At 41.1% G+C, this 25,773-nt stretch carries 11 protein-coding genes; 10 read left to right on the forward strand and 1 reads right to left on the reverse strand.

Annotation, left to right across the window (positions count from 1 at the left end):
- Window positions 1–29 precede the first annotated feature (29 nt).
- Window positions 30–1,139: a glycoside hydrolase family 105 protein gene (locus tag K429_RS0107355; protein ID WP_025726507.1), complete on the reverse strand. Its 1,110-nt coding sequence runs from the start codon at window positions 1,137–1,139 to the stop codon at window positions 30–32.
- Between the two features lie 485 nt (window positions 1,140–1,624).
- On the opposite strand from K429_RS0107355, the gene K429_RS0107360 reads away from it, so the two are divergent.
- The 10 genes from K429_RS0107360 to cysQ all read left to right on the forward strand — a co-directional run bounded on the left by K429_RS0107360 (window position 1,625) and on the right by cysQ (window position 25,758).
- Window positions 1,625–5,569, forward strand: a complete 3,945-nt coding sequence (locus K429_RS0107360; protein ID WP_081750839.1) for a two-component regulator propeller domain-containing protein — start codon at window positions 1,625–1,627, stop codon at window positions 5,567–5,569.
- A gap of 457 nt (window positions 5,570–6,026) precedes the next feature.
- Window positions 6,027–9,170 (forward strand): TonB-dependent receptor, encoded by a 3,144-nt coding sequence (locus K429_RS0107365; RefSeq protein WP_007217756.1) that lies wholly within the window; start codon window positions 6,027–6,029, stop codon window positions 9,168–9,170.
- Window positions 9,171–9,191: 21 nt separating this feature from the next.
- Window positions 9,192–11,057, forward strand: a complete 1,866-nt coding sequence (locus tag K429_RS0107370) for a RagB/SusD family nutrient uptake outer membrane protein (protein ID WP_025726509.1) — start codon at window positions 9,192–9,194, stop codon at window positions 11,055–11,057.
- A 30-nt stretch (window positions 11,058–11,087) separates the two neighbouring features.
- A complete protein-coding gene (locus K429_RS0107375; RefSeq protein WP_025726510.1) occupies window positions 11,088–13,862 on the forward strand; it encodes a SusC/RagA family TonB-linked outer membrane protein in 2,775 nt (924 codons plus the stop codon).
- 14 nt (window positions 13,863–13,876) lie between these two features.
- Complete coding sequence (locus K429_RS0107380) at window positions 13,877–15,556, forward strand: RagB/SusD family nutrient uptake outer membrane protein (protein WP_007217759.1); 1,680 nt, start codon at window positions 13,877–13,879, stop codon at window positions 15,554–15,556.
- Window positions 15,557–15,681: 125 nt separating this feature from the next.
- Entirely contained in the window at window positions 15,682–16,905 is a 1,224-nt protein-coding gene (locus K429_RS0107385; protein ID WP_007217760.1) for a glycoside hydrolase family 88 protein, read from the forward strand.
- Between the two features lie 90 nt (window positions 16,906–16,995).
- Window positions 16,996–19,674, forward strand: coding sequence for a glycoside hydrolase family 2 TIM barrel-domain containing protein (locus K429_RS0107390; RefSeq protein WP_025726511.1), 2,679 nt, complete (start codon window positions 16,996–16,998; stop codon window positions 19,672–19,674).
- Window positions 19,675–19,753: 79 nt separating this feature from the next.
- Window positions 19,754–23,122 (forward strand): glycoside hydrolase family 2 TIM barrel-domain containing protein, encoded by a 3,369-nt coding sequence (locus K429_RS0107395; protein ID WP_025726512.1) that lies wholly within the window; start codon window positions 19,754–19,756, stop codon window positions 23,120–23,122.
- A 60-nt stretch (window positions 23,123–23,182) separates the two neighbouring features.
- Window positions 23,183–24,742 carry a Gfo/Idh/MocA family protein gene (locus tag K429_RS0107400; RefSeq protein WP_025726513.1) on the forward strand — a complete coding sequence of 520 codons (1,560 nt, stop codon included), beginning with the start codon at window positions 23,183–23,185 and terminating at the stop codon, window positions 24,740–24,742.
- Between the two features lie 197 nt (window positions 24,743–24,939).
- Complete coding sequence (cysQ, locus tag K429_RS0107405; protein ID WP_007214386.1) at window positions 24,940–25,758, forward strand: 3'(2'),5'-bisphosphate nucleotidase CysQ; 819 nt, start codon at window positions 24,940–24,942, stop codon at window positions 25,756–25,758.
- The last annotated feature ends 15 nt before the right edge of the window (window positions 25,759–25,773 follow it).

Genomic DNA, 25,773 nt, shown 5'->3' on the forward strand with positions numbered 1-25,773 from the left:
ATTTTCAGTTTAATGTATTATTTAAGTTTTTATGGAACCATTTTATAAATCTGGTTGCCGGCTAACAGGAACGCTCCTGCTCCATAGACCTCCGTCATTTCACGAGTCACTTTCTTGGGATCTGCCCCGATGGGTTGTACATAGCCCAGCTTGCCGTCTTTCTCCACAGCTTTGACGAGGGCTTTCCAACCTTTCTCAATGGCGGGCATCATGACGGTTTTATCCAGCAATCCTTCATTGACACCGTAGGCCAGTGCATAGACAATGAAGCCGGTGGCACTTGTTTCGGGTGAAGGATAAGAGTCTGGGTCCAGCAGACTTGCATGCCAATATCCGTCCTTGCCCTGCAACCGGACGATACGGTTGGACAGGGTGATGAAGAGATCCTGGTAGAATTGGCGGTGCATGTTATTTCGGGGTAGTGTCTGGAGGATTTCACAAAGTCCACCTAATACCCAGCCATTACCGCGTCCCCAGAAAACTTTCTTGCCATTGGCCTCTTTCTGTTTAAAGTAGCGGTGATCTCTGTAGAAAAGCTCTTCTTCTTTGTCAAAAAGGTAATCGTAGGTTGCCTTGTATTCCCGATTCATGAATTCAATATATTTCCGGTCATTCGTCAACATATACATTTTGGCATATACGGGAGGAGCCATGAATAGGGCGTCGCACCATGACCAGCGTTCCAGGCTTGCCATATTTCTATAATCCAGTTCCAGCGTGCTTGCCGAAGGATGGTTGATGACGAATTCCGTGCGCGCCAGGGTGGGAAGCATCATATTGCGGTCGTTGTATTTCTGATGCATTTCCAGAAAGACTTGTCCTACGGCGATGAAGTCTGCATGATACATGTATTTTCCCATTTGCCAGGCATTCCGCCTACCTATTTTCAGGAGCCAATTGTAATATTGACTGTCACCATCTTCTTTTTCGGTCAATTCGGCCCAGTCTATCATTCCCATGTACAGTGCGGCATAGGTCCAGTTCAGGTCGTCATGTTCCGTACCTGTTGCCGGATTGGCTATTTGCCAGTCTGCCACACGTTTCATGGTAGATTTTATTTCCGTCTTATTAAAATTACTTTGTCCATAGGAACACAAGGTTGCAACGGACAGGATGGAATAGATAATTAAACGTTTCATTTTTACTTTTTTTAGGTGAGTACTTCACGATATTTATTGCCGGATAATGTTTCTTCATAATGTTAGTAAAATAATTGATTTGTTAATCTTCCTATTGAATTCTTTATTTGATACATTTAAAGCGGGTAGAATCAATAGTGCTAAGAATAAGTATCTTTTCATAATCTTCTTTTCGCTTTACGTATATTTGAGACTGGAGCAAAGATATATGTTTTTTGAACTACTTTCAGACAGTATTTTCCATATAGAGGTAGATGGACAATATGTGCTGTAAAAACGGACGGATTTGACATGTTGAGGCACAAATAGAGTGGAAGAGTCTATTGGAATTTGAACTCTTTTAGATATTTTTGCAAACACAACCTCTATTTATATTATATAACCTTGAGAAGTACATTACTATGAACCGACTTAAATACATATTGTTACTTTTTCTAATGCTGTCGCCTGCCAAATTTTACGGGCAATACTTTAAAAAACTGACAATGAAGGACGGACTTTCCAGCCCTTCGGTATTGGCTATCTATCAGGATACTTTAGGACGCATGTGGTTTGGCACAAATGAAGGAGTGAATGTTTACGATAGTAAACAGATTTCCAAATATAAATCTTATGATATCATAGATTATCAACATCGAAGAAAGAACCTCATCAACGGAGTAGTTAACCAGATTATAGGCGATTCAAATGGTGATATTCTGATGTTGAATAGCGGAGCTCTAATTAAATATGACATTCGTAAGGAAAGGTTTAGGGAGCTGGTTCCGCTTGGTGTCGGGGCTCTGGAGGTTTTATATGGAGAGATATGGTGCACTGTGCGCGACACTTTATTCAGATATGATACCGATACAGACTCATTATGCTTTTACCGAAAGTTGGATGTGGCTTCTGTCATGTGTATGGAAATGTCGGACAGGAAAATCTGGATAGGGACGGCAAGTGGGCTATATGTAATGGAGGGGGAAGAAGTAAAATGTGTACTTCCGGATATTGAGATATACAAATTGTTTGTGAGTAGTCGGAAAGAGTTATGGATTGCTTCGCGTATGCAAGGGTTGTATAAGGTGGGCAGAGATGGGAAGATCACGAAGGAAGAATACTCTCCGGAACGTGTTGTAAGTCAACAGATAAGAGGGTTTGTGGAAGATGAATGGCAGAATGTCTGGTTTGGGACTTTTGAGGGATTGCAGGTTTATAATCCTTACACGGATACATATCGTGTCTATCGTCCAGATTATCATCCGGGATCTTTGGAACATCAATCTGTTTTCTCTCTTTATAAAGACAGACAAGGTACTATATGGGTGGGCACTTATTACGGTGGCGTTAATTATTTCAATCAGTCGAAGGATGTATTTCTATATTATCCTTATGACAACACTAACAATCATTGCTTAAACTTTCCTATTGTGGGGCAGATGGTCGAAGATAAAGACCATAATTTGTGGATTGGTACAGATGGGGGAGGGGTGAATAGGCTGCATAGGGCAAGTGGAAGCTTTACTTATTACACGTCTTCCGGGAAGAACTCTATTTACCATAATAACATAAAAACGATTAGTTATGATAAAAAAAATGACCAAGTATATATAGGTACATATACTGGTGGAATAAGCCGATATAACAGAAAGCAGGACCGTTTTTATCATTATTTGGACCATTACAAGCGGACAGGAGAGGGTCCAAACCATATTATTTATCACTCTATATTTAAAGATGGATGGTTGTATGTAACTGCTCGTAATGGCTTTTGGAGAATTGATCCGGAGAAGAATGAATTTCAGTTGCTCAGTAAAAGGTCTCTTTTTCTGACGTTTGAGATTGACTCGCGAGGATACGTCTGGTTGGCTGCGGATTTTAAACTTTACAGGATAAAAATAGGTGACTGGAACCAGTTGGAATGTATCGAACTGAAAGGGAGTGCTATTACTAATGCCCGAATAACCCGCATCATGGAGGCTTCTGATGGAACGGTTTATGTAGCTACTTTGGGGGACGGCGTATATTCTTATAATCATGATACGGGAAACTGGGAACATTATACAAAAGAAAGCAGCCATTTGCTGAGTGACTTTTGCTATAACCTGGCAGAAACGCACATGAACAATATACTGATAACCGGTGATGAAGGTTTTTCCATTTATTCTCCTTTTAGTGACTCCATTCATTCTATAGAATTGGGACTTAAAGGAGGCATTTCGGCAGTAGCTGAAGGCGGTGGCATTTTAATGGCTGATGATGACCTGATTTATATAGGAGGGGTAGACGGGCTGATTGCATTCAGAGAGAAAGACTTGTATCAGGCGAGTGAGAGTAGGTCGTCTGAATTCTATTTTTCCGGTCTTTATGTCAATAACATGAAGGTTTCTCCCGATGACGGGTCGGGAGTATTATCCCAGGCACTAGCCTTTACAAGGCACTTAGATTTATCTTCGGAACAGAACAATATAATGATTAATTTTTCCAATTCCAATTATGTGGAGTTGGAAGGAAAAGATGAATACCAGTATAAACTGGAAGGTTTTGATGAAGATTGGGTGCTGACGAACCAGTTAAGAGTGAATTACACAAACCTGGCTCCGGGCAATTATATATTGAAAGTCCGTGATTTTGGCAATAAAGTGGAAAATGGGGAGCCTAAGGAAATAATGCTTGACATCACGATACACAGTCCTTGGTTTGCCACGGTTTGGGCATTTCTGGTATATTTTCTTGTGGTTGCGAGCATTGTTTATAGTTTCTGGAGGGTAAAGATGGCTCGCAGGATGTTGGCATTATCTTTGGCAGAAGAAAAGAACGAGAAAGAGCGTATAGAAGAAGTGAACAAAATGAAACTGCGTTTCTTTACGAACATATCACATGAGTTCCGCACTCCATTGACTTTAATAATAGGGCAGGTAGAGATGTTGTTGCAAATGGAGAAACTGGCTCCTGTCGTAAACAAGCGTTTGCGAGGAATACATAAAAATGCGATAAATTTGCGCCTCCTGATAACGGAATTGTTGGACTTCAGGAAGCAGGAACAGGGATTCATGAAGTTGAAAGTGGAGCGCGTAGATGTAATTTCTTTCGTGAAGGACATTTATCAGCTGTTTGTCGACTTTGCCCGTAAGAGGAATATGGAATATACATTCGAGCATGTGGAAGAGGAAGTGGATTTGTGGTTTGATCCGGTGCAGATGCAGAAGGTGGTCTTTAATTTACTGTCGAATGCTTTTAAATATACACCGGAAGGAAAGGATATAAAGGTTACTGTCAGGAGACAGCAGCGGATGATTGAAATAGCGGTAGCTGACAGCGGTTGTGGAATTCCCCGGGATGTCCAGCAGAAGATCTTCGAGCGTTTTTATCAGGTAGGAGACGAATACTCCAGAAAAGGGCTGTTGGGGAGTGGCATCGGGCTGGCATTGATTAAAGGAATAATAGATGCCCATAAAGGAGAGATTAAAGTGGACAGTACATTGGGAGAGGGTAGTGTTTTCAGGATATACCTGCCCATTGGAAATGTACAGTTTACGCAAGAGGAACTGGAGTATGAAAAAGTTGTGAAGTCTTACTCTGATCATAGGAATATGCTTATGGATGAAATAGCATTGCTGAATGATGCGATGGAAAAAGATGAACCGGAAATTATAGAAGATAAGACAGGAATGCCTCGCGTGCTGCTTGTGGAAGATGATGAAGAGGTGTTGGAAATGCTGGTGAACATCTTTTCGCCCACATACACGGTGTATAAGGCCACCAATGGACAGGTGGGCTTTGAAATGGCGCAACAGTGGCATCCGGATATTGTGGTCAGTGACGTGATGATGCCAGTGATGTCTGGTAAGGAAATGTGCTATAAAATAAAGAACTGCCTGGAATTGGCATATATGCCGGTGGTATTACTCACGGCTCAGACTTCGGAAGACTGCACGATAGAAGGATACATGTTTGGAGCGGATGATTATATAACGAAACCGTTTAATGTGAAATTGCTCTTGACCCGTTGCGGCAATCTCTTGAAAAACAGAAAGAAACTGCTCGGTAAGATAGCTCAAACAGAAAAGATGACTACCCCGGAAACCGGAATCTTGAATGTAATGGACCAGGAGTTACTGGATAAGGCAACAATCGTTATAAGGCGTAACTTTGATAATCCGGACTTTGACATGAACATGCTGGCTGCCGAACTGAATATGGGGCGTAGTAAGATGTTTACCCGCCTAAAGGAGGTGGTTGGACTTACTCCTAATGAATTTACCCTAAAACTGAAATTGGAAGAGGCATTGCGAATGTTGCAGGAAGCACCTCAATATAATATATCGGAGATTTCCTATCAACTGGGATTTGCTTCTCCCCGGTATTTTAGTCGTTGCTTCAAGGACTTTTATGGAGTGTCTCCATTATCTTATCGGAAGGAAACCTCTAACGAGGCGGAATCGAAGTAGAATTAATAAATAGGCTAATAATCAATGTCTTATATTTACCTGCCGTTTACTTGAGGATGTAAAAGCATTTACTTCAGTATGTAACGGCCTTTACCGCCTATTGTAATGGTCTTTACCTCGGTATGTAACGGCTTTTACCTCGGCGTGTAACGAGCGTTCCCCTGTGGGGTTACGGCATTCCCCCTGTAGAGTTATGGAAGGTATCCCGTATTACAACTCCTTTCGCTCTTATGATTTCTTCAGGCAAGGAAAGTGGTTTATTGTGCTAATTTCGTAGAAGTGCCAGGGGTAAAAATGTCCGTAGTGTAGCACAGATTGTCCGCTAAACAATTAGTGCACATGTATCATATATGCAGGGAAAGTGCATGTAAGGGAATTAGACTTAGTTTGCACTGTGCTTATTGAACTCTTTTCATCGTAAGCACAGAGTTAATTAATATCAATCAAAATCTATTTTATGAGAAACAAAGTATGGTTACTTGCGTTGGCTTTATTGGTCGTGCACTCAGGCAGGGCTTGGGGGGATGAAAATCATTCCCGGTCAACAGCTATTACACAGCAAGCTAAAACAAAAGTAGTGAAAGGTGTTGTGCTGGACGATATGGGTCCGGTTATTGGTGCTACTGTATTTGTGAAAGGAACCCAGAATGGTATGGCAACTAATCTGGATGGAGAATTTTCATTGACAGTTCCGGTCGGAGCTACTATTGTAGTTTCATTTATAGGTTACGAGGACAAAGAGGTTGTTTATAAAGGAGAGCCGGAGTTGAAAATCATGCTAACAGAAAATGTCACTACCCTGGAAGAAGTGCAGGTTATCGCTTACGGCACTACTAAGAAAGTAACAGTCACAGGAGCACTTTCTTCGATGAAATCAGATGAAATCATGAAATCTCCTGTAGGCAGTATTGCTAATGCCTTGAGTGGAAAAATCCCCGGATTATCCAGTGTACAATCCAGTGGACAACCAGGTGCAGATGACGCTACGATCTATGTACGTGGTGTGGGGTCGTTGACAGAAGGACTATCTGCCCCTTTGATGCTGGTAGATGGGGTAGAGCGTTCGTTTTACCAGTTGGACCCGAACGAAATTGAAGACATCACGGTATTGAAAGACGCTTCGGCAACTGCGGTGTTTGGTGTGCGTGGTGCCAATGGTGTCGTTTTGGTTACTACTAAGCGCGGACAGGAAGGCAAAGCTAAAATCAGTTTTTCTACCAGTATGGCACTTCAGTTGCCTACCCGTATACCGGAATTTGCCAATAGTTATGATTATGCAACAACTTACAATAATGCTCAGTTGCGTGATGGAGTGACAGAAGAAAACCTGGCGTTTTCACCGGAAATGCTGGAAGCATTCCGCACCCATAGTAATCCGTTGATTTATTCAGATACTGACTGGACTGATATGCTGATAAGAAAGACAGCAGTACAGACCCAACATAACTTTAATATTTCAGGTGGTTCAAAGCGTGTTCGCTATTTTGCCTCGCTGGGTGTATTTACTCAAGACGGACTTTTTAAAACCTTCGATACGCACGGACATAAGACAGGTTTTAAATATAACCGTTACAACTACCGTGTGAACATGGATGTGGATGTAACCAAAACTACTTCCATGAAAATCAATCTGGGAGGGCGCCTGACTGACAAACGTGAACCTAACTATAATAACGGTACAGCTACAAATGTTAAAAGCTTGTTCAGGGATATATATTGGACACCTCCTTTTGCAGGACCGGGTATTGTAGATGGAAAGTGGGTTACGGTAAATGCACAAACATTTGGAAAATTCGGTACTGTATATGATGCATTGAACTCCTATTATGGAAAAGGTTTCAATACGTATGATAATAATGTAGTGAACTTTGACTTTGTACTTGATCAGAAGCTTGACTTTCTTACAAAAGGATTGAAAGCTCACGTGAAAGGTGCCTATAATAGCGGTGTGAGTATAACTAAGCGTCGTGAAGGGCGCGCAGATCGTTATGAAGCTTTTCTGGGAGAAGGAGATGAAGTCTTGCTGAAGAAAAACCAGGAGATGCAAACGCTGGGATATAGTGATGAAAAATACGGTCAATCCCGCGACTGGTATCTAGAAGCTGCCGTGAATTATCAGAGGAAGTTCGGCCCTCATAACGTGTCTGCTTTGTTTATGTATAATCAAAATATGAAATATTACTATTCTGATAAGTCGTTTCCCGGTATTCCACGTAGTTATGTAGGTCTCGTAGGACGCGCTACTTATGACTATAAAACCCGCTATCTGGCAGATTTCAGCATTGGATATAACGGTTCTGAGAATTTTGCGGAAGGCAGTCGTTTTGGTTTCTTCCCTGCCGGATCCATCGGATGGATAATTTCGGAAGAACCTTTCATGAAATCTTTAAAACCATATATCAGTTATCTGAAACTACGTGGCTCGTATGGTATTGTGGGTAATGATATTGTATCTGATGGTTCCAGATTCCTGTATCTTCCCGATGCATATACAATCAGTACTGAAAAATACGGTTTTGGTTCAATTGTCAATAATGTATTGGCTGGAGCGAAAGAATCGAGAATTGGTAATCCGAACGTAACTTGGGAAACAGCGGCCAAACAGAATTATGGTATTGATCTACACTTTTTTGACAGTCGCCTGAAAACGTCTTTCGATTACTTCATTGAACACCGCAAAGACATTCTGATCTCCCGTAATATCAATCCAGGTTATCTTGCCGTAAGTTTGCCTATCGTAAATATGGGTAAAGTTAATAATAAAGGTTTCGAAGTGACGGCTCGCTGGGAAGACCAGATTCAGAATGTAAGATATCATATTGGAACCAATTGGGGATATGCCAAGAATGAGATTGTGTTCAACGATGAAATTCCTCAGCCTTATGAATGGATGCGTCGGACAGGTCGTCCTGTCGGGCAACAGTTCGGATATATGTACGATGGTTTCTTTACCGAAGAAGAGGCTGCCAATTATGCTTCGCTGAAAGGAAAAGAAGGTGGCATTCCAGATCATGGTGAGGGATTTACTCCTTTGGCCGGTGATGTGAAATATAAGGATCTGAACGGAGATCATAAGATTGACAATAATGATGTTTCGGCCATTGGTAATCCTATTTATCCATTGCTTACAGGTAATTTGTCAATGGGCTTCTCCTGGAAAGGTTTGGATTTCAGTATGACGTGGGCGGGCGCATTCAAAACTTCCCGTCTGGTTGCAGACTTTTATCGTTATCCGTTTGGAAGTACCAATAATCGCTCTTTGTTGAAGTATATGATCGATGATGCCTGGACGCCGGAAAAAGGAAATTCCGCAAAGGCGCCGGCTATTTCGTTGACAAACAGTAAACCGAATAATTATAAAGATTCTGATTTATGGTTGCGTGACGCTTCCTATGTTCGTCTGAAGAATCTGGAAGTGGGGTATTCTTTCCCTCAAGGTCTTTTGAGTAAGATGCATCTGAGCTCTTTACGCATTTCTCTTTCCGGTTATAACTTATTGACATTTGATGCATTGGGTTTCAGTGACCCCGAAAGTAATCCCAGTGGAGATACCTATCCGTTGGTGAAAGTTATAAACTTTGGATTAAAGGTTGGATTTTAACGCTTAAATAAAAGAAATGATATGAAAAATATAAAGAAACATTTTCATGCTATTGTACTGTTGTTGGGATTTCTGATTTCCACCAACGCATGCGAGGATTTAGCTTTCGGAGATAAATTCTTGCAGAAGCCCCCCAGTACGGATGTTACGATTGACACGGTCTTTTCTACGGCTGAGTATGCTCGCAGAGTTCTGTGGTACAGTTATCGATATCTGCCGATGGGACTGGAAACATCGAATAGTTATTGGAACACGATGTGGCTGGGAAATATTGAAGGCCTGACGGATTTGAATCAGGATTATCTGGGGTATTCGGGCGTTAATAAGGTTTATTATGCCGGTAATTATAATGCTGGTACGGAAAATTCGCCAAGAGGCACCTACATGGCTACCAAGATTCGTTTCAATGAGAATGAAACCCATATGTGGTCGGCTATTCGCAACGCCTGGCTGATTGTAGCCAACATAGACAGAGTGCCCGATATGGATAGGACAGAGAAAGAACGTTTGAAAGCGGAAGCTAAGGCGATGGTAGCTGTATATTATGCGCACATGTTGCGTCATTACGGCGGATTGCCCATTATAGATAAAGTCATTTCACCCGATGAAGCATCGATGCCTACCCGGGCCACTTTGCAGCAGACAGTCGATTTTATAGTAAGACTGTTGAACGAAGCTATTGATTGTCCGGAGTTCCCTTGGCATATATCAGAAGCGGAGATGTCTAATTGGGACGGACGTTTGACAAAAGCCGGTGCAATGGGGTTGAAAGCAAGAGTTTTACTTTTTGTCGCCAGTCCGCTGTTTAATAATGATGAGCCTTACTTTCAGGGAGCAGCTTCCGAAGCGCTGATGACTTGGTTCGGCAACTATGACCGTGAACGTTGGAAACATGCAATGGATGCTTGTGAAGCTTTCTTTAAGGCTGTTGACAGCAATGGTTTCTATAAATTGGTCGAAAAAGAAGATGTTAATCCCAGTGGATACCGTTATGCCTTCCGTGCAGCTTATTTTGATCGTGGTACTACCGAAACCTTAATATCTGTCCGTAGAGAGAATTATTATAAGGCTAATCAGCAACCCTATACCAACCAGTCTATTCGCTGGGGAGCAATCTGCCCGACAAAAGAATATTTTGATATGTTTCCGACTGCCGATGGAGAGAATTTTGATTGGAGTAATCCGGAACATACAAAGAATCCATTCATGAACAGAGACCCTCGTTTATCTGAAACATTCATATTGGACGGAGATCTTTTCCAGAACAGAACGGCTGGTGTTACACAAGAAAAGCCTGATGATAAGGAAAACTATCCGGCAGGAAGAGACTGGAATGTAGGACAAGTGACTGCTAAGTCTTTATTAACAGGATTATCTTGCAGAAAATGGGGATTGGACCGTGCAGGCGAATATAATGGTCATATTATTCAGTGGCCTCATCTGCGTATTGCAGAAATATATTTGAGTTATGCGGAAGCTTTGAATGAGTACAATAATGGGCCGAATGAGCTGGCTTATCATTATGTCGATAAAGTACGTGCTCGTGTCGGTATGAAAGGATTGAAGAAAGGATTGAGTAAGGAAGAATTCAGAAAAGAGCTTCTTCGTGAGCGTGCTTGCGAATTTGGTTATGAAGAAGTACGCTTTTTCGATTTAATCCGTTGGAAGATGAAAGAAAAATTCTCTACTCCTTTGCATGGATTGAATATCTATAAAAACAAGAATGACGGCAGTTATATTTGTGAAGAGTTTCCACTTCTGGGAGGAGAACAAAGTCGTTCTTGGTGGAATCCCGGTGGATTTTCGGAGAAATGGTATCTGAGTGCTTTCCCCCAGAATGAAATAAATAAAGGATATGGGTTGGTACAAAACCCCGGTTGGGAATAATACATCTGAAAAACATAGATAAAAAAGAGTATGAATAAAAAGATAAATATCATATTGGCAAGTGTGCTGTGTTCATTCAACCTGATGGCACAAGTAGACACATTGACGATTCATAAGGATAAAGTGGTGATAGATTACGGCCGCAATATTACTCATGATGCAAGAGAGGTTACCGGTGCCGTTTCTACGGCTACCAGCGATAAACTTTCGCATAAGAATAGCATTAATGCTACGAATCAATTGTTTGGTATGCTTCCGGGATTGCAGGTGTTGCAAAATGCCGGTGCGGTTTGGGAAGACGGAGCCACTTTGTATGTGCGTGGAATGGGGACTTTGAATTCCAAAAGTCCACTTATATTGGTCGATGGTTTCGAACGTTCTCTTAAGGAATTAAGTTCAGAAGAAATAGAATCGGTCAGTGTACTGAAAGATGCGGTAGCTACCAGCTTATACGGTATTCGTGGCGCTAACGGTGTAATTCTGGTTAAAACGAAACGGGGTAGTCTGACTTCTCCTCAGATTAGTTTTTCTTATGAGTTCAATATGGCTACTCCGAAGCGTTTACCCGATTTTGTAGATGGATATACTTATGCATCTGCGTTGAATGAGGCAATGAAGAACGATGGTTTGATGCCACGCTATTCGGTGGCAGAACTGGATGCTTTTAAAAACCAGACCAATCCGTTGTTTTATCCTAATGTAGATTGGGTAGACGAGACACTGAGAGGAGCCAGCTATGGTGATAATATAACCTTTTCGGCGCGTGGTGGCGGTAAGTTTGTAAGCTACTATACGATGTTAAACTTTATGGATAACCGTGGAATCTTGCAGCCTACCGAGGATAATGATGGCTACTCTACTCAACTTAAGTATTCCAAGCTGAATGTTCGTACAAATTTAGATATTGCGGCTTCACCTACTACAACTGTACAATTGAACTTATTGGGCAACTTCTCTGAACATAATCGTCCGGGAACAGGGGTTAGTGATATTTTTACAGCCTTATATCAGGTTCCTGCCGCTGCGTTTCCCATTAAGACGGAAAGAGGTATTTGGGGAGGTACTACGACTTATGGCAATAATCCGGTTGCTAATATTTCGGGTAAAGGATATGCGCGTTCTCAGACCCGTGCCTTGTTTGCCGATATACATTTGAAACAGGATCTGGCAGCTCTATTACCGGGTTTAACCGGTGGTATTAAAGTTGCTTTGGACAACACTGCTGCCTATTGGGATAGCAATACGAAGAATTTTGGTTACGAGTCGGCGGTTTTGAATTTGGAGACAGGGGAAAAAGAATTTAATACTCATGCCAATGAAGGTACACTCTCTTATTCTAAAAGTGTAGGTTCTGTTACCACTCACTTCAACTTTGAGGCTTATGCTAACCTGTCCAGACAGTGGGGTAAGCATGATTTGAATGCTACTTTCATGTACTCCATGGATAAGATAAAGTCAAAGGGACGTAATACAGGGCGGGCTTTCATGGATGTAATAGGTCAGGCACATTACGCATATAATAATCGCTATTTAGTGGATTTGTCATTGTCCGGTTCTGCGTCCAGTATATTAGACCCCGATGATCGTTGGGGAATATTCCCGGCTATTGGTGCCGGCTGGATTCTTTCAGAAGAAAGTTTCCTGAAGAATGACTGGCTGAACTTCTTGAAATTGAGAGCTTCGTATGGTGTTTCCGGGCGTGCTGATTACGCTGTGAACTTATTTCAGGATATCTATGGTAGCGGAGGCTCATACTTCTTTAAGAATGCTCCTACTTCTATGAGTGGCATGAAGTTGACTCAATTAGGAGTTGAGGGGCTTACATATGAAAAATCTCATAAGCTGAATGTCGGGGTTGATTTCAAGGCATGGAATAAATTGTCATTGGCTGTTGATGCTTTCTATGATCATCGTACAGACATTCTTGTTGCTGGCGGAAATGCAGTCTCTGGTATATTGGGTATGTCGGTACCGAATGTCAATGACGGAGTTGTTGATAATAAGGGGATTGAAATAGCTCTGAACTGGGACGATAAGATTTCAAATTTCACATACCACTTGGGTGGGCAGTTCTCATTTGTGCGCAATAAAATTATAAATCAAAATGAAGAGTATCGCCCCCATGATTATCAGAAGCGTACAGGAGGTTCTTTAAATCAGATTTTTGGTTATGAAGTGATGGGTATTTATCAGTCTCAGGAAGAAATCGATAATCGTGAGGTTAAGCAATATCTGGGCGATGTGCGTCCTGGAGATCTGATGTTTAAGGATCAAAACGGAGATAACCGGATAGATGCTTATGACCAAGTAGCATTGGGATATAACTCTACATGTCCCGAAATATATTATTCTTTTGATCTAGGAGCGGAATATAAAGGTTGGGGTGTCTATGCCTTGTTCCAGGGAACAGGTAATTACAGCAAGTTATTGGATACAAGAAGTATTTATCGGCCTATAGTAGGTAATAATACGATTTCTACTTATTATTACGAAAATCGTTGGAGTGAAACGAATCCAAACGGTACCCTCCCGCGCCTGACTTATTCAGGATCAGATAATAACTACAACAATAATTCATTGTGGGTGGCTGATGCGTCCTTTTTGAAGTTGAGGACATTGGAAATGTATTACAGGTTTCCGGAAAAACTATTGAAGAAAACCGGTTTTCTGGGTGGAGCTAAAATCTTTGCCCGTGCGCATGATTTGTTCTGTATTGATGGGATTGACATTCGTGATCCAGAGGCTATTGGTGCATCACATCCTACTATGACTCAATATGCATTTGGATTTAATTTATCTTTCTAAAAAAGTGGAATAATATGAAGCCAATAAATAAGTATTTAATAATATTTCTATCACTGTTCTTATTTGCAGCTTGTGATTTTATGGATTGTAACGAATCGGATTATTATTCGAAAGAACAGATTCAAGGGAGTTATGCACGCGTCAAGCAGTTTGTAACGAATGTCTATAGTTATTTGCCTCAAGACTTTTGCAGTATTGACGGTGCTATGCAAGATGCAGCTACAGATGATGCCATACATGTTTACAAAACATCAAACGTGCAGAGATTTGTTAATGGAACTTGGTCTGCCAATACTACGATTGATGACAAATTCTCTAACTACTATTCAGGGATTCACGACGCTAATTTCTATTTGGAAAATATGGTAGGACTGACTTTTGAAGACTGGAAGTATGGAGACGAGTATGAAGATTGGATGAAAGAATATCCGAATTATGAGTATGAGATTCGTTTCTTGCGGGCATTTTTCTATTTTGAGTTGGTGAAGCGCTATAAGAATATTCCTTTAATAACAAAAGTTGTTACTAAAGAGGAGGCGAATAATGCTGAGCCTGTGGCAGCCGGTGTGATCTTAGATTTTATTATTTCCGAATGTACCGAAATGGCGCAACTGCTTCCGGTGAGTTATACAAACTTTGGAAAAGAGCAGGAGACCGGACGTGTGACGAAGGGAGTTGCTCTGGCGTTGAAAGCTCGTGCTGCATTATATGCTGCAAGTCCTTTGTTCAATCCGGATAACGATAAAAGTAAATGGATTGCCGCCGCAGAAGCTGCCTATGAGATTATTGGTAACCAATCTGCTTTGGGATATACTTTGGATAAGAATTTTGCAAATCTGTTCGGAACACAGAATAATAGAAGTCAAGAGGTTATTTGGGCACGTCCTAACGGAGAGAATAATGGTTTTGAGGCTTCTAACTTTCCTATGGGGGTGACAGGCGGGAAAACGTCTACTTGCCCGACGGAAAATCTGGCAAGCGCATTTGAAATGAATAACGGTGAGCCTTTTGATTGGACTAATGAAGCTATGCGTGAGAATCCTTATGCTCAGAGAGATCCTCGTTTTTATCTGACCATCGTTCATAACAGTATGAAGTGGCCGGCAGATAAGGAAGTGGAAATATGGGAAGGAGGAAGCAACGGGTTGCCATTGACTAATGCTACGACGACAGGGTACTACTTGCGTAAGTATGTCAACAGTAGTATAAGTTTTGAGGCAGGTGCACCAACTACAAAAGCTCATCACAACTGGATATTATTCAGATATGCAGAAGTGTTGCTAAACTATGCTGAAGCTATGGTCAATGCTTATGATGACATTGCATTTACGAATGAAAAATGTGGCATGTCCGCATTACAAGCTGTAAATCAAGTTCGCGGCAGAGATGGGGTAAAGATGCCCGCATTGTCCGAAACTTTATCCCCTGCAGTTTTCCTGAAACGTCTGAAGAATGAACGTAGAGTTGAACTTGCCTTTGAGGGACATCGCTTTTGGGATCTTCGTCGCTGGAAAGAGCTGGACGCCTTAAAAGATATTTATGGAGTGAAGATAACGAAGGAAGAATCAGGTATAAATTATACAAGGCAATTGTTGGATACACGTTTGGTCGATGATAAGTTATACTTTTATCCGATTGCCAATACGGAACTTTTCAAGAATGACAAATTGAAGCAGAATCCGGGTTGGGATTAGCAAATGTGGTAAATATAAACAAAGGAAGGCCGTTGTTACATTAAAAAGTCAGAACGGCCTTTCTACTAATTATCCACTATGGACTATAGACATAATAATAAATATTTAGGTAAAAAGGATTAAGGATGAAAATAAATAAACTTTGGATATTGTGTTTGCTTATTCTTTGTTCGTGCAGCACAAAAAATGAGGAAGATATTGTGTCTCGTGGTTTTGAGAGAGCTGAACTGCAACTTTCTGCTCAGTTGAAAGTGGTACCGGAACCTAATGAGTATCCGCGTACCATAAAAGGCGGGAAATTGAAAACTACGAAAAAGAATGATTGGACCGAAGGGTTCTATCCGGGATGTCTGTGGTATGTATATGAACATAATCACAATGAAAACTGGAAAGAGTCTGCAATAAAATGGACTGAAGCTCTCGAACCATTGAAAAAACTGACAAACCATCATGATATCGGTTTTCTGATGTACTGTAGCTTTGGTAATGCATATCGTTTGACCGGTAACGAAACCTATAAAGATATTCTGGTAGAATCAGCCCGTTCACTATGTACACGCTTTAATCAAAAAACGGGTTGTATAGAGTCATGGAATTACCGAAAAGCGTGGAACGGAATAGATGAATGGTTTTATCCTGTAATCATTGATAATATGATGAATCTGGAACTTCTGTATTTTGCTACGAAAGTAACAGGAGATTCTGTTTATGCAAATATCGCTAATGCACATGCGGAAACTACTGCGAAGAATCAGTTCCGTGCAGATTACAGTAATTATCACGTAGTGAATTATGACGAAGAGACGGGAAAAGTACTTCATAAAGCTACTTGTCAGGGATTTTCGGATAACTCTGCTTGGGCACGTGGACAGGCATGGGCTATTTACGGCTATACGATGGCTTATCGTGAAACAAAAAGAAAGGATTTCTTGGATATGGCGATCCATACAGCCGACTTCTGGCTGAATCATCCAAATCTGCCGGAAGACGGAGTACCATATTGGGATTTCAATGCGGGGCAGGAGGGATTTGTTCCGGATTGGAATTATGACCCTCAGATGTTTAAAGAAGTGCCACGTGATGCTTCAGCAGCGGCAATTGCAGCTTCTGCTTTTCTGGAATTGACGGATTATGTGGATGATGGAGAAAAGTATGAACAGGCAGCTGAACATATATTGAAGAGTTTGTCTTCTCCGCTCTATTTGGCAGAGTCGGGAACGAACTGTAATTTTATCTTAATGCATAGCGTAGGGAGCATTCCTCATGGAAGTGAGATAGATGTTCCTTTAGTATATGCTGATTATTATTATCTGGAGGCATTATTAAGATATAGTAAGAAACAAAAATAGTCTAGTTGGCGATAGATAGCTGGAGAAGATAAAGGCTTTTCAGAGGATTTTAGAGTTGGAAAAGAGTAAATAACCCGAAATAATAGACTGATGTGTACTATTGTGTTTTTTTTATTGGTGATTTTCGCTTCAGGCTTGCAGGCTGGTGAATCGCATTTTTCTACGGCAGGTTTTTATGAGCTTGCCGGTAGTGGGCGTGAAGTATATAATATGAACGTAGGATGGAGATTTCATAAAGGAAGTTGTCCGGATGCATGGCAAAGAGATTTTGATGACTCTTTATGGGATATTGTGAGTATACCACATGGAATCGAACTACTTCCTGAAGAGGCAAGTGGTAATATTAATTATCAAGGAGAGGCATGGTATCGGAAAACCTTTTCTGTGCCTGAGAATCTAAAAAATAAAATAGTTTATCTGCACTTTGAAGGTATAATGGGTAAGTCACGGATCTGGCTTAACGGAAAGTTACTTAGAGAACATTATAATGGTTATTTGCCGGTCATCGTAGATGTAACGGAAGGATTGAATTTTGAGACGGCTAATACATTGGCTATTTGTGCGGATAATAGTGATGATCCCTCATTTCTGCCTGGCAAACCCCAGCAAGCTTTGGACTTTACTTATTTTGGAGGAATTTATAGGGATTGCTTCTTGATAGCTCATAATCCAGTACATATTACGGATGCTAATTATGAAGATGAAATTGCAGGGGGCGGTGTTTTTATCCATTACCCTTTTGTTTCGGAAGGTAAAGCTGAAATAGGTGTGAAAATTCATTTGCGTAATGAGTCGTCAGGTTTGTTTAAAGGAGAGCTTATGCTGACGTTACGGGATATCTCAGGCAAAGAGATTAGCAGAGGAGTAAAAAAACTCTCGCTACGAAAGGGCAGGGCAAATTATTATGATGTGAATCTGTATGTGGAGTGTCCGGAGCTTTGGACACCTGATTCTCCTATTTTGCATCAGTTAGAGATTAAACTGGTAGATGGGAATGGTATCCTCATTGATGGAATGTTACAGAAAGTAGGAATTCGTAAAATAGAATACAGAGGGAGAGATGGTCTGTACTTGAATAATAAACCTTATCGGGATAAGCTGATAGGAGTTAATCGTCATCAGGATTTTGCTATTATCGGTAACGCACTGCCCAATTCTTTACATTGGCGCGATGCGAAAAAACTGCGTGATGCGGGAATTCGTGTTGTACGCTGTATTCATTACCCTCATGATCCAGCTTTTCTGGATGCCTGTGACGAATTCGGTATTTTAACGATATTGGCTGTTGCCGGATGGCAATTCTGGAATGATGAACCGGTTTTTTCAGAAAGAGCCTACTCTGATATTCGTGGTCTGGTTCGTCGTGATCGTAATCATCCTTCTACTTTTATGTGGGAACCGGTTTTGAATGAAACACATTTTCCTAAGGAATATGCTCATAATGCGAAGAAAACTGTCGATGAAGAATACCCGTATGAACAAGCTCTTTCTGCCTGTGATCCGGGATCACCGGGAAGTGATTATTTTCCTGTGATTTACACTCATCCTACATCTGTGTCCGCTGGTAAGAAATCGGTTTATAATGCCGGTACGTTGAAAGAAGAAATCATGTACTTTACTCGGGAGTTCGGGGATAATGTAGATGATTGGAATTCCCATAATTCAAACAGTAGGGTACATCGTTCGTGGGGAGAAAGTCCTATGTTACAACAAGCTGTACATTATGCTTCTCCTGCTTATCCTTATACATGCCTGGAGACACTCTACGCTTCGCAACTTGCACATGTAGGTGGAACTTTGTGGCATGCCTTTGATCATCAACGCGGATATCATCCTCAACCGTTCTATGGTGGAATAATGGATGCTTTTCGCCAGCCCAAAATGTCTTATTATATGTTTATGGCACAGAGGCCTTTTGACAAATTGGACAAACTTCCGGCAGAGAGTGGTCCTATGGTCTATGTAGCGAACGAGATGACACCTTTCTCATCAGAAGACGTTACAGTTTATTCTAATTGTGAAGAAGTGCGTTTGACTGTTTTTGAGAATGGTAAAAAATACGTTTACCAACGTTCTACCGATAAGTGCAAAATGCCTTCTCCTATTATTACTTTCAAAGATGCTTTTCATTTTATGGAATTGAAGGCTTTGGCCCGTTCCGGAAAACGAAAAGAAGCATATATATTGGCAGAAGGGCTGGTAAACGGTAAGATTGTGGTAACCAATAAAAAGTATCCTTCATGGCGGCCAGTGAGTCTGCGCCTTCGTGTAGATGATGACGGTTTGCCTTTGCATGCTGATGGTTCAGATGTTGTTACGTTAATAGCGGAGATTGTAGATGAGGAAGGTACGGTAAAGAGACTGAATAATACTTCTGTACGTTTTACGGTTACGGGTGAGGCTACATTGTTAGGGGATTGCGATATTGCATGCAATCCTGTACCGGCCCATTGGGGAAGTGCCCCTGTCTTGATTCGTGCGACAACAAATGCAGGAAAGATAAATATTCGGGCAGAAGTCTTGGGAGAAGGAGTACATGCTATTGTTCCTTGTGAGTTTGAATATAAGTCTGTGAAGCCTGTGATGCGCTTTATTTATAATCCGGTTGAGGTTCGGAACAGTGCCGAAAAAAAAGTTGAAACTCACGGGACAGACGATCTGGAACTCAGTTCAATGAAAGAGGAAATTTTACGATTGAAAAGAAGGATTTCTAAATATGAATTGCGTGAAGTAGAATTACAACAGGAAAGTTTTGGAGAAAAAAAATAATATCTATATTTGGGACACGTTTGAAACATATCTGAAATGTGTTCACCTTGTATGCGATGAAATTTAATAATCTGATAGTATGAAAAAAAATATAATAAGTTTAGTTGCAGTATGTCTGTTAGGTGCTTTGTTTACAGTAATGGCAGGTGAAGTGAAAACGATTAAAATTCCGTATTGGCAGGACATACAGACAGTTTCGGTGAACAGGGAAGAACCGCGCACTGCTTTTATGACGTATGATAGCCGTCAGTCTGCACTTAGCGGGGAATATGAGAATAGTAAATACTATAAATTGCTGAATGGAACATGGAAGTTCTATTACTCGGATTCGCATCGTAGTTTGCCGGGAGATGCTGTTCAGGCTGTAGCTGATATGAATGGTTGGAGTGATATCCAGGTTCCGGGAAATTGGGAAGCGCAAGGATACGGTACACCTATTTATACGAATCACGGATATGAATTCAAAGCGCTTAATCCGCAACCGCCACAATTGCCGGAAGATATACCCGTAGGTATTTATCGTCGGGAAATAACTGTGCCGGAAGACTGGATGTCACGAGATATCTATTTGCATATTGCGGGCGCTAAATCCGGGGTTTATGTGTATCTGAATGGAAATGAAGTTGGCTATAATGAAGATTCTAAAAATCCTGCGGAGTTTTTGATAAATAAATATCTCCGGAATGGTAAGAATACATTGGCCTTGAAGATTTTTCGCTGGAGTACGGGTTCCTATCTGGAGTGTCAGGATTTTTGGCGTCTGAGTGGAATTGAGCGCGATGTGTTTCTCTATTCTCAGCCAAAAGTAGCTGTAAAAGACTTCAGGGTGATCTCTACATTGGATGACAGTTATACGGATGGTATTTTCAAGTTGGCTGTTGATGTTCGTAATCATGCTCTTGCCGGTAAAAAGATGCAAGTGTTTTATGAATTGATAGATAAAGTTTCCGGTAAGGTTGCAGTTAATGGTGTAAGTGATTGTGAGGTAAAGAGCTCAGAAACTCAAACGGTTACTTTTGATGCAAGTTTGCCTGGAGTAAAAACCTGGACTTCAGAAGCTCCTAATCTCTATAAGTTGTTGATTACGTTGAAAGAAGGAAATGAAGTGACGGAGATTATTCCTTTCAATGTTGGTTTTCGGCGTATTGAAATCAAAGCGATTGATCAAATTGCTAAAAATGGGAAACCGTATGTCGTATTACTTATTAATGGTCAGCCTTTGAAGTTGAAAGGTGTCAATATTCATGAGCATAATGAAGAAACGGGGCATTATGTAACGGAAGAATTGATGCGCAAGGACTTTGAATTGATGAAACGTAATAATTTGAACACGGTTCGTCTTTGCCATTATCCGCAAGACCGTCGGTTTTATGAATTGTGCGATGAGTTTGGGCTCTATGTATACGATGAAGCCAATGTTGAATCACATGGAATGTATTACGATTTGCGCAAAGGTGGATCATTGGGCAATAATCCGGAATGGTTGAAGCCACATCTGTATCGTACTGCAAATATGTACGAACGGAACAAGAATTATCCTTCTGTTACATTCTGGTCTTTGGGAAATGAGGCTGGTAATGGTTACAATTTCTATCAGACATATTTATGGATAAAAGGACAGGATAAGGAACTCATGGACAGGCCGGTGAATTATGAACGTGCACAGTGGGAATGGAATACGGATATGTATGTACCCCAATATCCCAGCGCAGAATGGCTGAGGTATATTGGTGAAACTGGGTCTGACCGGCCGGTGGTTCCGTCGGAGTATTCTCATGCAATGGGAAATTCAAATGGTAATCTATGGGATCAATGGAAAGAGATTTATAAATATCCTAATCTTCAAGGGGGATATATATGGGACTGGGTAGATCAGGGATTATTAAGAACAGATGAGAATGGACGTAAGTATTGGACGTATGGGGGCGATTATGGTGTAAATATGCCGAGTGATGGTAATTTCTGCTGTAATGGACTTGTCGGTCCTGACCGCAAACCGCATCCTGCCATGGCGGAAGTGAAATATGTGCATCAGAATGTGATGTTTAGTGTTGTTGATGCAACTTCCGGTAAGTATCGAGTGTTCAACCGATTTTATTTTACTAATTTGAGAAAGTATACCATCCAATATGAATTACGTGCTAATGGTATGGTGCTGAAAAAAGGGAAGTTATTATTGGATGTCGCTCCTCAAGCAGAAAAGGAATTTACTATTCCGGTGAAGAATGTGCAGGGAAAAGCTGGAATAGAGTATTTTGTGCATTTCAGTGTAGTCACTACTCAGCCGGAACCTCTGATACCGGTTGGACACGAAATAGCATATGAACAATTCAGACTTCCGGTAACAGTTGATAAAGCGGCATATAAAGCTGCGGGACCTACTTTGAGCTTTAAAGAAGAAGGTAATAATCTGATTGTTTCTTCATCTAAGGTTTATTTTGAGTTTAATCGTGATTCAGGTCTGGTTACTTCATATAAAGTGGATGGAACTGAGTATTTTGACCGAGGATTTGGAGTACAACCCAACTTCTGGCGGGCACCTAATGATAATGATTATGGGAATACAAATCCGAAACGTTTGTTGATTTGGAAAACTTCAAGTCATAATTTTAATATTAGTAATGCTTCCATAAGTATGGAAGGGCAAAATGCAGTTCTGAGTGTAGTATATAATTTACCGGCTGGCAACCAATACTTGATGGATTATAGAATATATCCGGATGGAATAATAAATGTGAACGTGAAATTTACTGCAACTGATCAGGAAGCTATACGGACTGAAGTTCAGGAAGATACTCATCTTGCCACTTATACTCCCGGTAAAAAGAAAGAGAATAAAGATCAGCTCGAAGTACCTCGTATTGGTGTGCGTTTCCGTATACCACAAAGTCTGAATGTAGTAGAATACTTTGGGCGTGGTCCCGAAGAAAATTACATTGACCGTAATGCAGGAAGTATGGTAGGACGTTACAAGACTACTGCTGATTTCATGTATGTAGATTATGTTCGTCCACAAGAAAACGGTCATCGTACGGATACACGCTGGGTAGCTTTGACTGATAAAAATGGTCGGGGCCTGCTAGTTCAGGCTAAACAGACTATAGGCTTTAATGCTTTGAGAAATACGGTGGAGGATTTTGATTCGGAAGAATCATCGCGTCCATATCAATGGAGGAATCGTTCTCCAGAGGAAATTAATCAGCATAATGTGGATGAAGCTAGAAATCTGATACGGAAAATGACTCATATTAATGATATTGTTCCTCGAAATTTTGTGGAGGTTTGTGTGGATATGAGACAGCAAGGAGTGGCTGGTTATGACAGTTGGGGAGCAAAAGTGCAGCCTGGCTATACGATACCTGCTAACCAAAATTATGAATGGGGATTTACATTTGTACCAGTGAGGGCAAAGGGCGATGTAGACAAGTCACTACGTTATAATTATTAATTTTGTAATATTATGAATAACATATTCCTCTTATTAAGGGAATACAATAATAATTTATGTATGAAGAAATTTAAATTTTTATTGCTGAGCGCGTGTATTGCGCTAGTTGCGTGCACAACTAAAACATCGTCTGAACAACAAGTTTCAGACAAAGGGACAAAATGGAGTTGGGACAAGGGAACGATTGTTGTAGAAACTCCCGAGCGTCCGGCTGAACAAACAAGTGTAATAGGGCTGACGATACCTAAAATGGAAGTGGTTCGTGTGGGATTTGTAGGTTTGGGAATGCGTGGTCCCGGAGCTGTAGAACGTTTTACGTATATTCCGGGTGTAGAAATCGTTGCTTTATGTGACTATGAAAAGGAACGGGCAGAGAAATGTCAGAAGTATTTACAGAGAGCTTCTATGCCTAAAGCAGCTATATATTCAGGTGAAAAAGGATACGAAGAATTGTGTAAACGGGATGATATAGATCTGGTGTATATCGCAACAGATTGGCTGCATCATTTCCCTGTCGCTATGTGTGCGATGGAGAATAATAAAAATGTCGCCATCGAAGTTCCTTCTGCTATGGACTTGAAAGAGTGTTGGGCATTGGTAAATATGAGCGAGAAGACTCGCAAACATTGTATGATCCTTGAGAACTGCTGTTATGACTGGTTTGAAATGAATACTCTGAATATGGCGCAACAGGGTGTGTTTGGGGAGGTCGTTCGTGCCCAGGGAGCTTATATTCATAATCTGGAACCTTTCTGGGATCATTACTGGAAGAATGGTGAAAATGACAAACTGGGTTGGCGTCTGGAATATAATATGAAGCATCGGGGAGATGTATATGCCACTCATGGTCTTGGTCCTGTAGCGCAAGCGCTGGATATACATCGTGGTGACCGTATGAAGACACTCGTTGCTATGGACACCAAATCGGTAGTAGGTAAGTCGTTGGTAGAAGAAAGAACGGGACAGCCTTGTGAGAATTTCCGTAACGGTGACCATACAACTACGTTGATTCGTACGGAAAATGGAAAGGTGATTGAGATACAACATGATGTGATGACTCCGCAACCCTATAACCGTCTATATCAGTTGACCGGTACCAAGGGGTTCGCAAATAAATATCCGATAGAAGGTTATGCATTGGATGCAAAACAGCTGAATGCGTCGGGAGTTGCACCTGAGGTAGATAACTTGAATTCCCATAGTTTTATGCCTAAAAAAGATATGGAAGCTCTAGTGCAGAAATACCAGCATCCCATCCTGAAGAAATATGGTGAAATGGCAAAAGAAGTTGGTGGTCATGGTGGCATGGACTTTATTATGGATAGCCGTTTGGTGTATTGCCTGCAAAATGGACTTCCCTTAGATATGGATGTCTATGATTTGGCAGAATGGTGTTGTCTGGCCGAGTTAGGCGAATTGTCTATGGACAACAATTGTGCAGCCGTTGCTTTCCCGGACTTTACCCGTGGCGAATGGAATAAAGTGAAGGGGTATAAGCATGCTTATGCTTCCCCTGAAGATGAAAGTGTTGCCATGGAGAAAGCCAAAAAAATCACGGCAAAGCTGAAAGAAAAAGGTGCCGTAGAATGGGCGGGTGAAGCTGTGGAAAATAAAAAGTAGATGTAAGTAGAGATTAGGTAAAAGTAGACGAAAAAGGAACTTCAACGTTTGGAGTTCCTTTTTTGATTTATTGATTGTGAAAAGTGCTTATAAATGTATTAGGTAGTTTAAAAGAAGTTATAAAACGAAGCCCGGAAACTTTTGAGGATGAAAAAGTTTTTAATTTTGCACACTATGTGTAAGTATAGATACCATATATGGAACAAAAATATATATTAAGCGCAATAGATGCTGCTCTGCAAGCCGGTGCAGACATTCTTTCCATCTATAATGACCCGGCATCGGACTTTGAAATAGAAAAAAAAGCGGATAACTCCCCTTTAACCATTGCGGATCGCAAGGCACATGAAACGATTACCGGTTTTCTGTGCGATACTCCTTTTCCCATTCTGAGTGAAGAAGGGAAACATTTACCCTATGCAGAACGCTGTGGATGGGATGCTTTGTGGATTGTAGACCCTCTGGACGGTACCAAGGAGTTTATTAAACGAAATGGAGAGTTTACTGTAAATATCGCATGGGTTAATCATTCAGTACCCGTAATGGGAGTTATTTATCTTCCTGTGAAACAGGAACTTTATTTTGCAGAAGAAAGCATTGGGGCATACAAACTCTCCAATGTAACTTCTCGCGGAAATGCTTCACTGGATGAACTGATTGCATCCGCTACCCGTCTGCCTTCTGTTACCGAAAGAGGAAAATTTGTAATCGTGGCTTCCCGTTCGCATCTAACTCCGGAGACGGAGGCTTATATCGAAGAAATGAAGCGTCAACACTCGGAAGTAGAACTTATATCTAGTGGTAGTTCCATTAAAATCTGCCTTGTAGCCGAAGGAAAGGCGGATGTATATCCTCGTTTTGCACCTACCATGGAATGGGATACGGCAGCAGGACATGCTATAGCACGTGCTGCCGGATTGGAAGTTTATCAGGCTGGAAAAGAAGAGCCGCTTTGTTACAATAAAGAGAATTTACTGAATCCGTGGTTTGTGGTGGAACCTAAGCAAATGAAATAGTAACAAGATACAGTA

It is taken from the genome of Bacteroides sp. 14(A), from assembly GCF_000526555.1.
Taxonomy (GTDB): Bacteria; Bacteroidota; Bacteroidia; order Bacteroidales; family Bacteroidaceae; genus Bacteroides; species Bacteroides cellulosilyticus.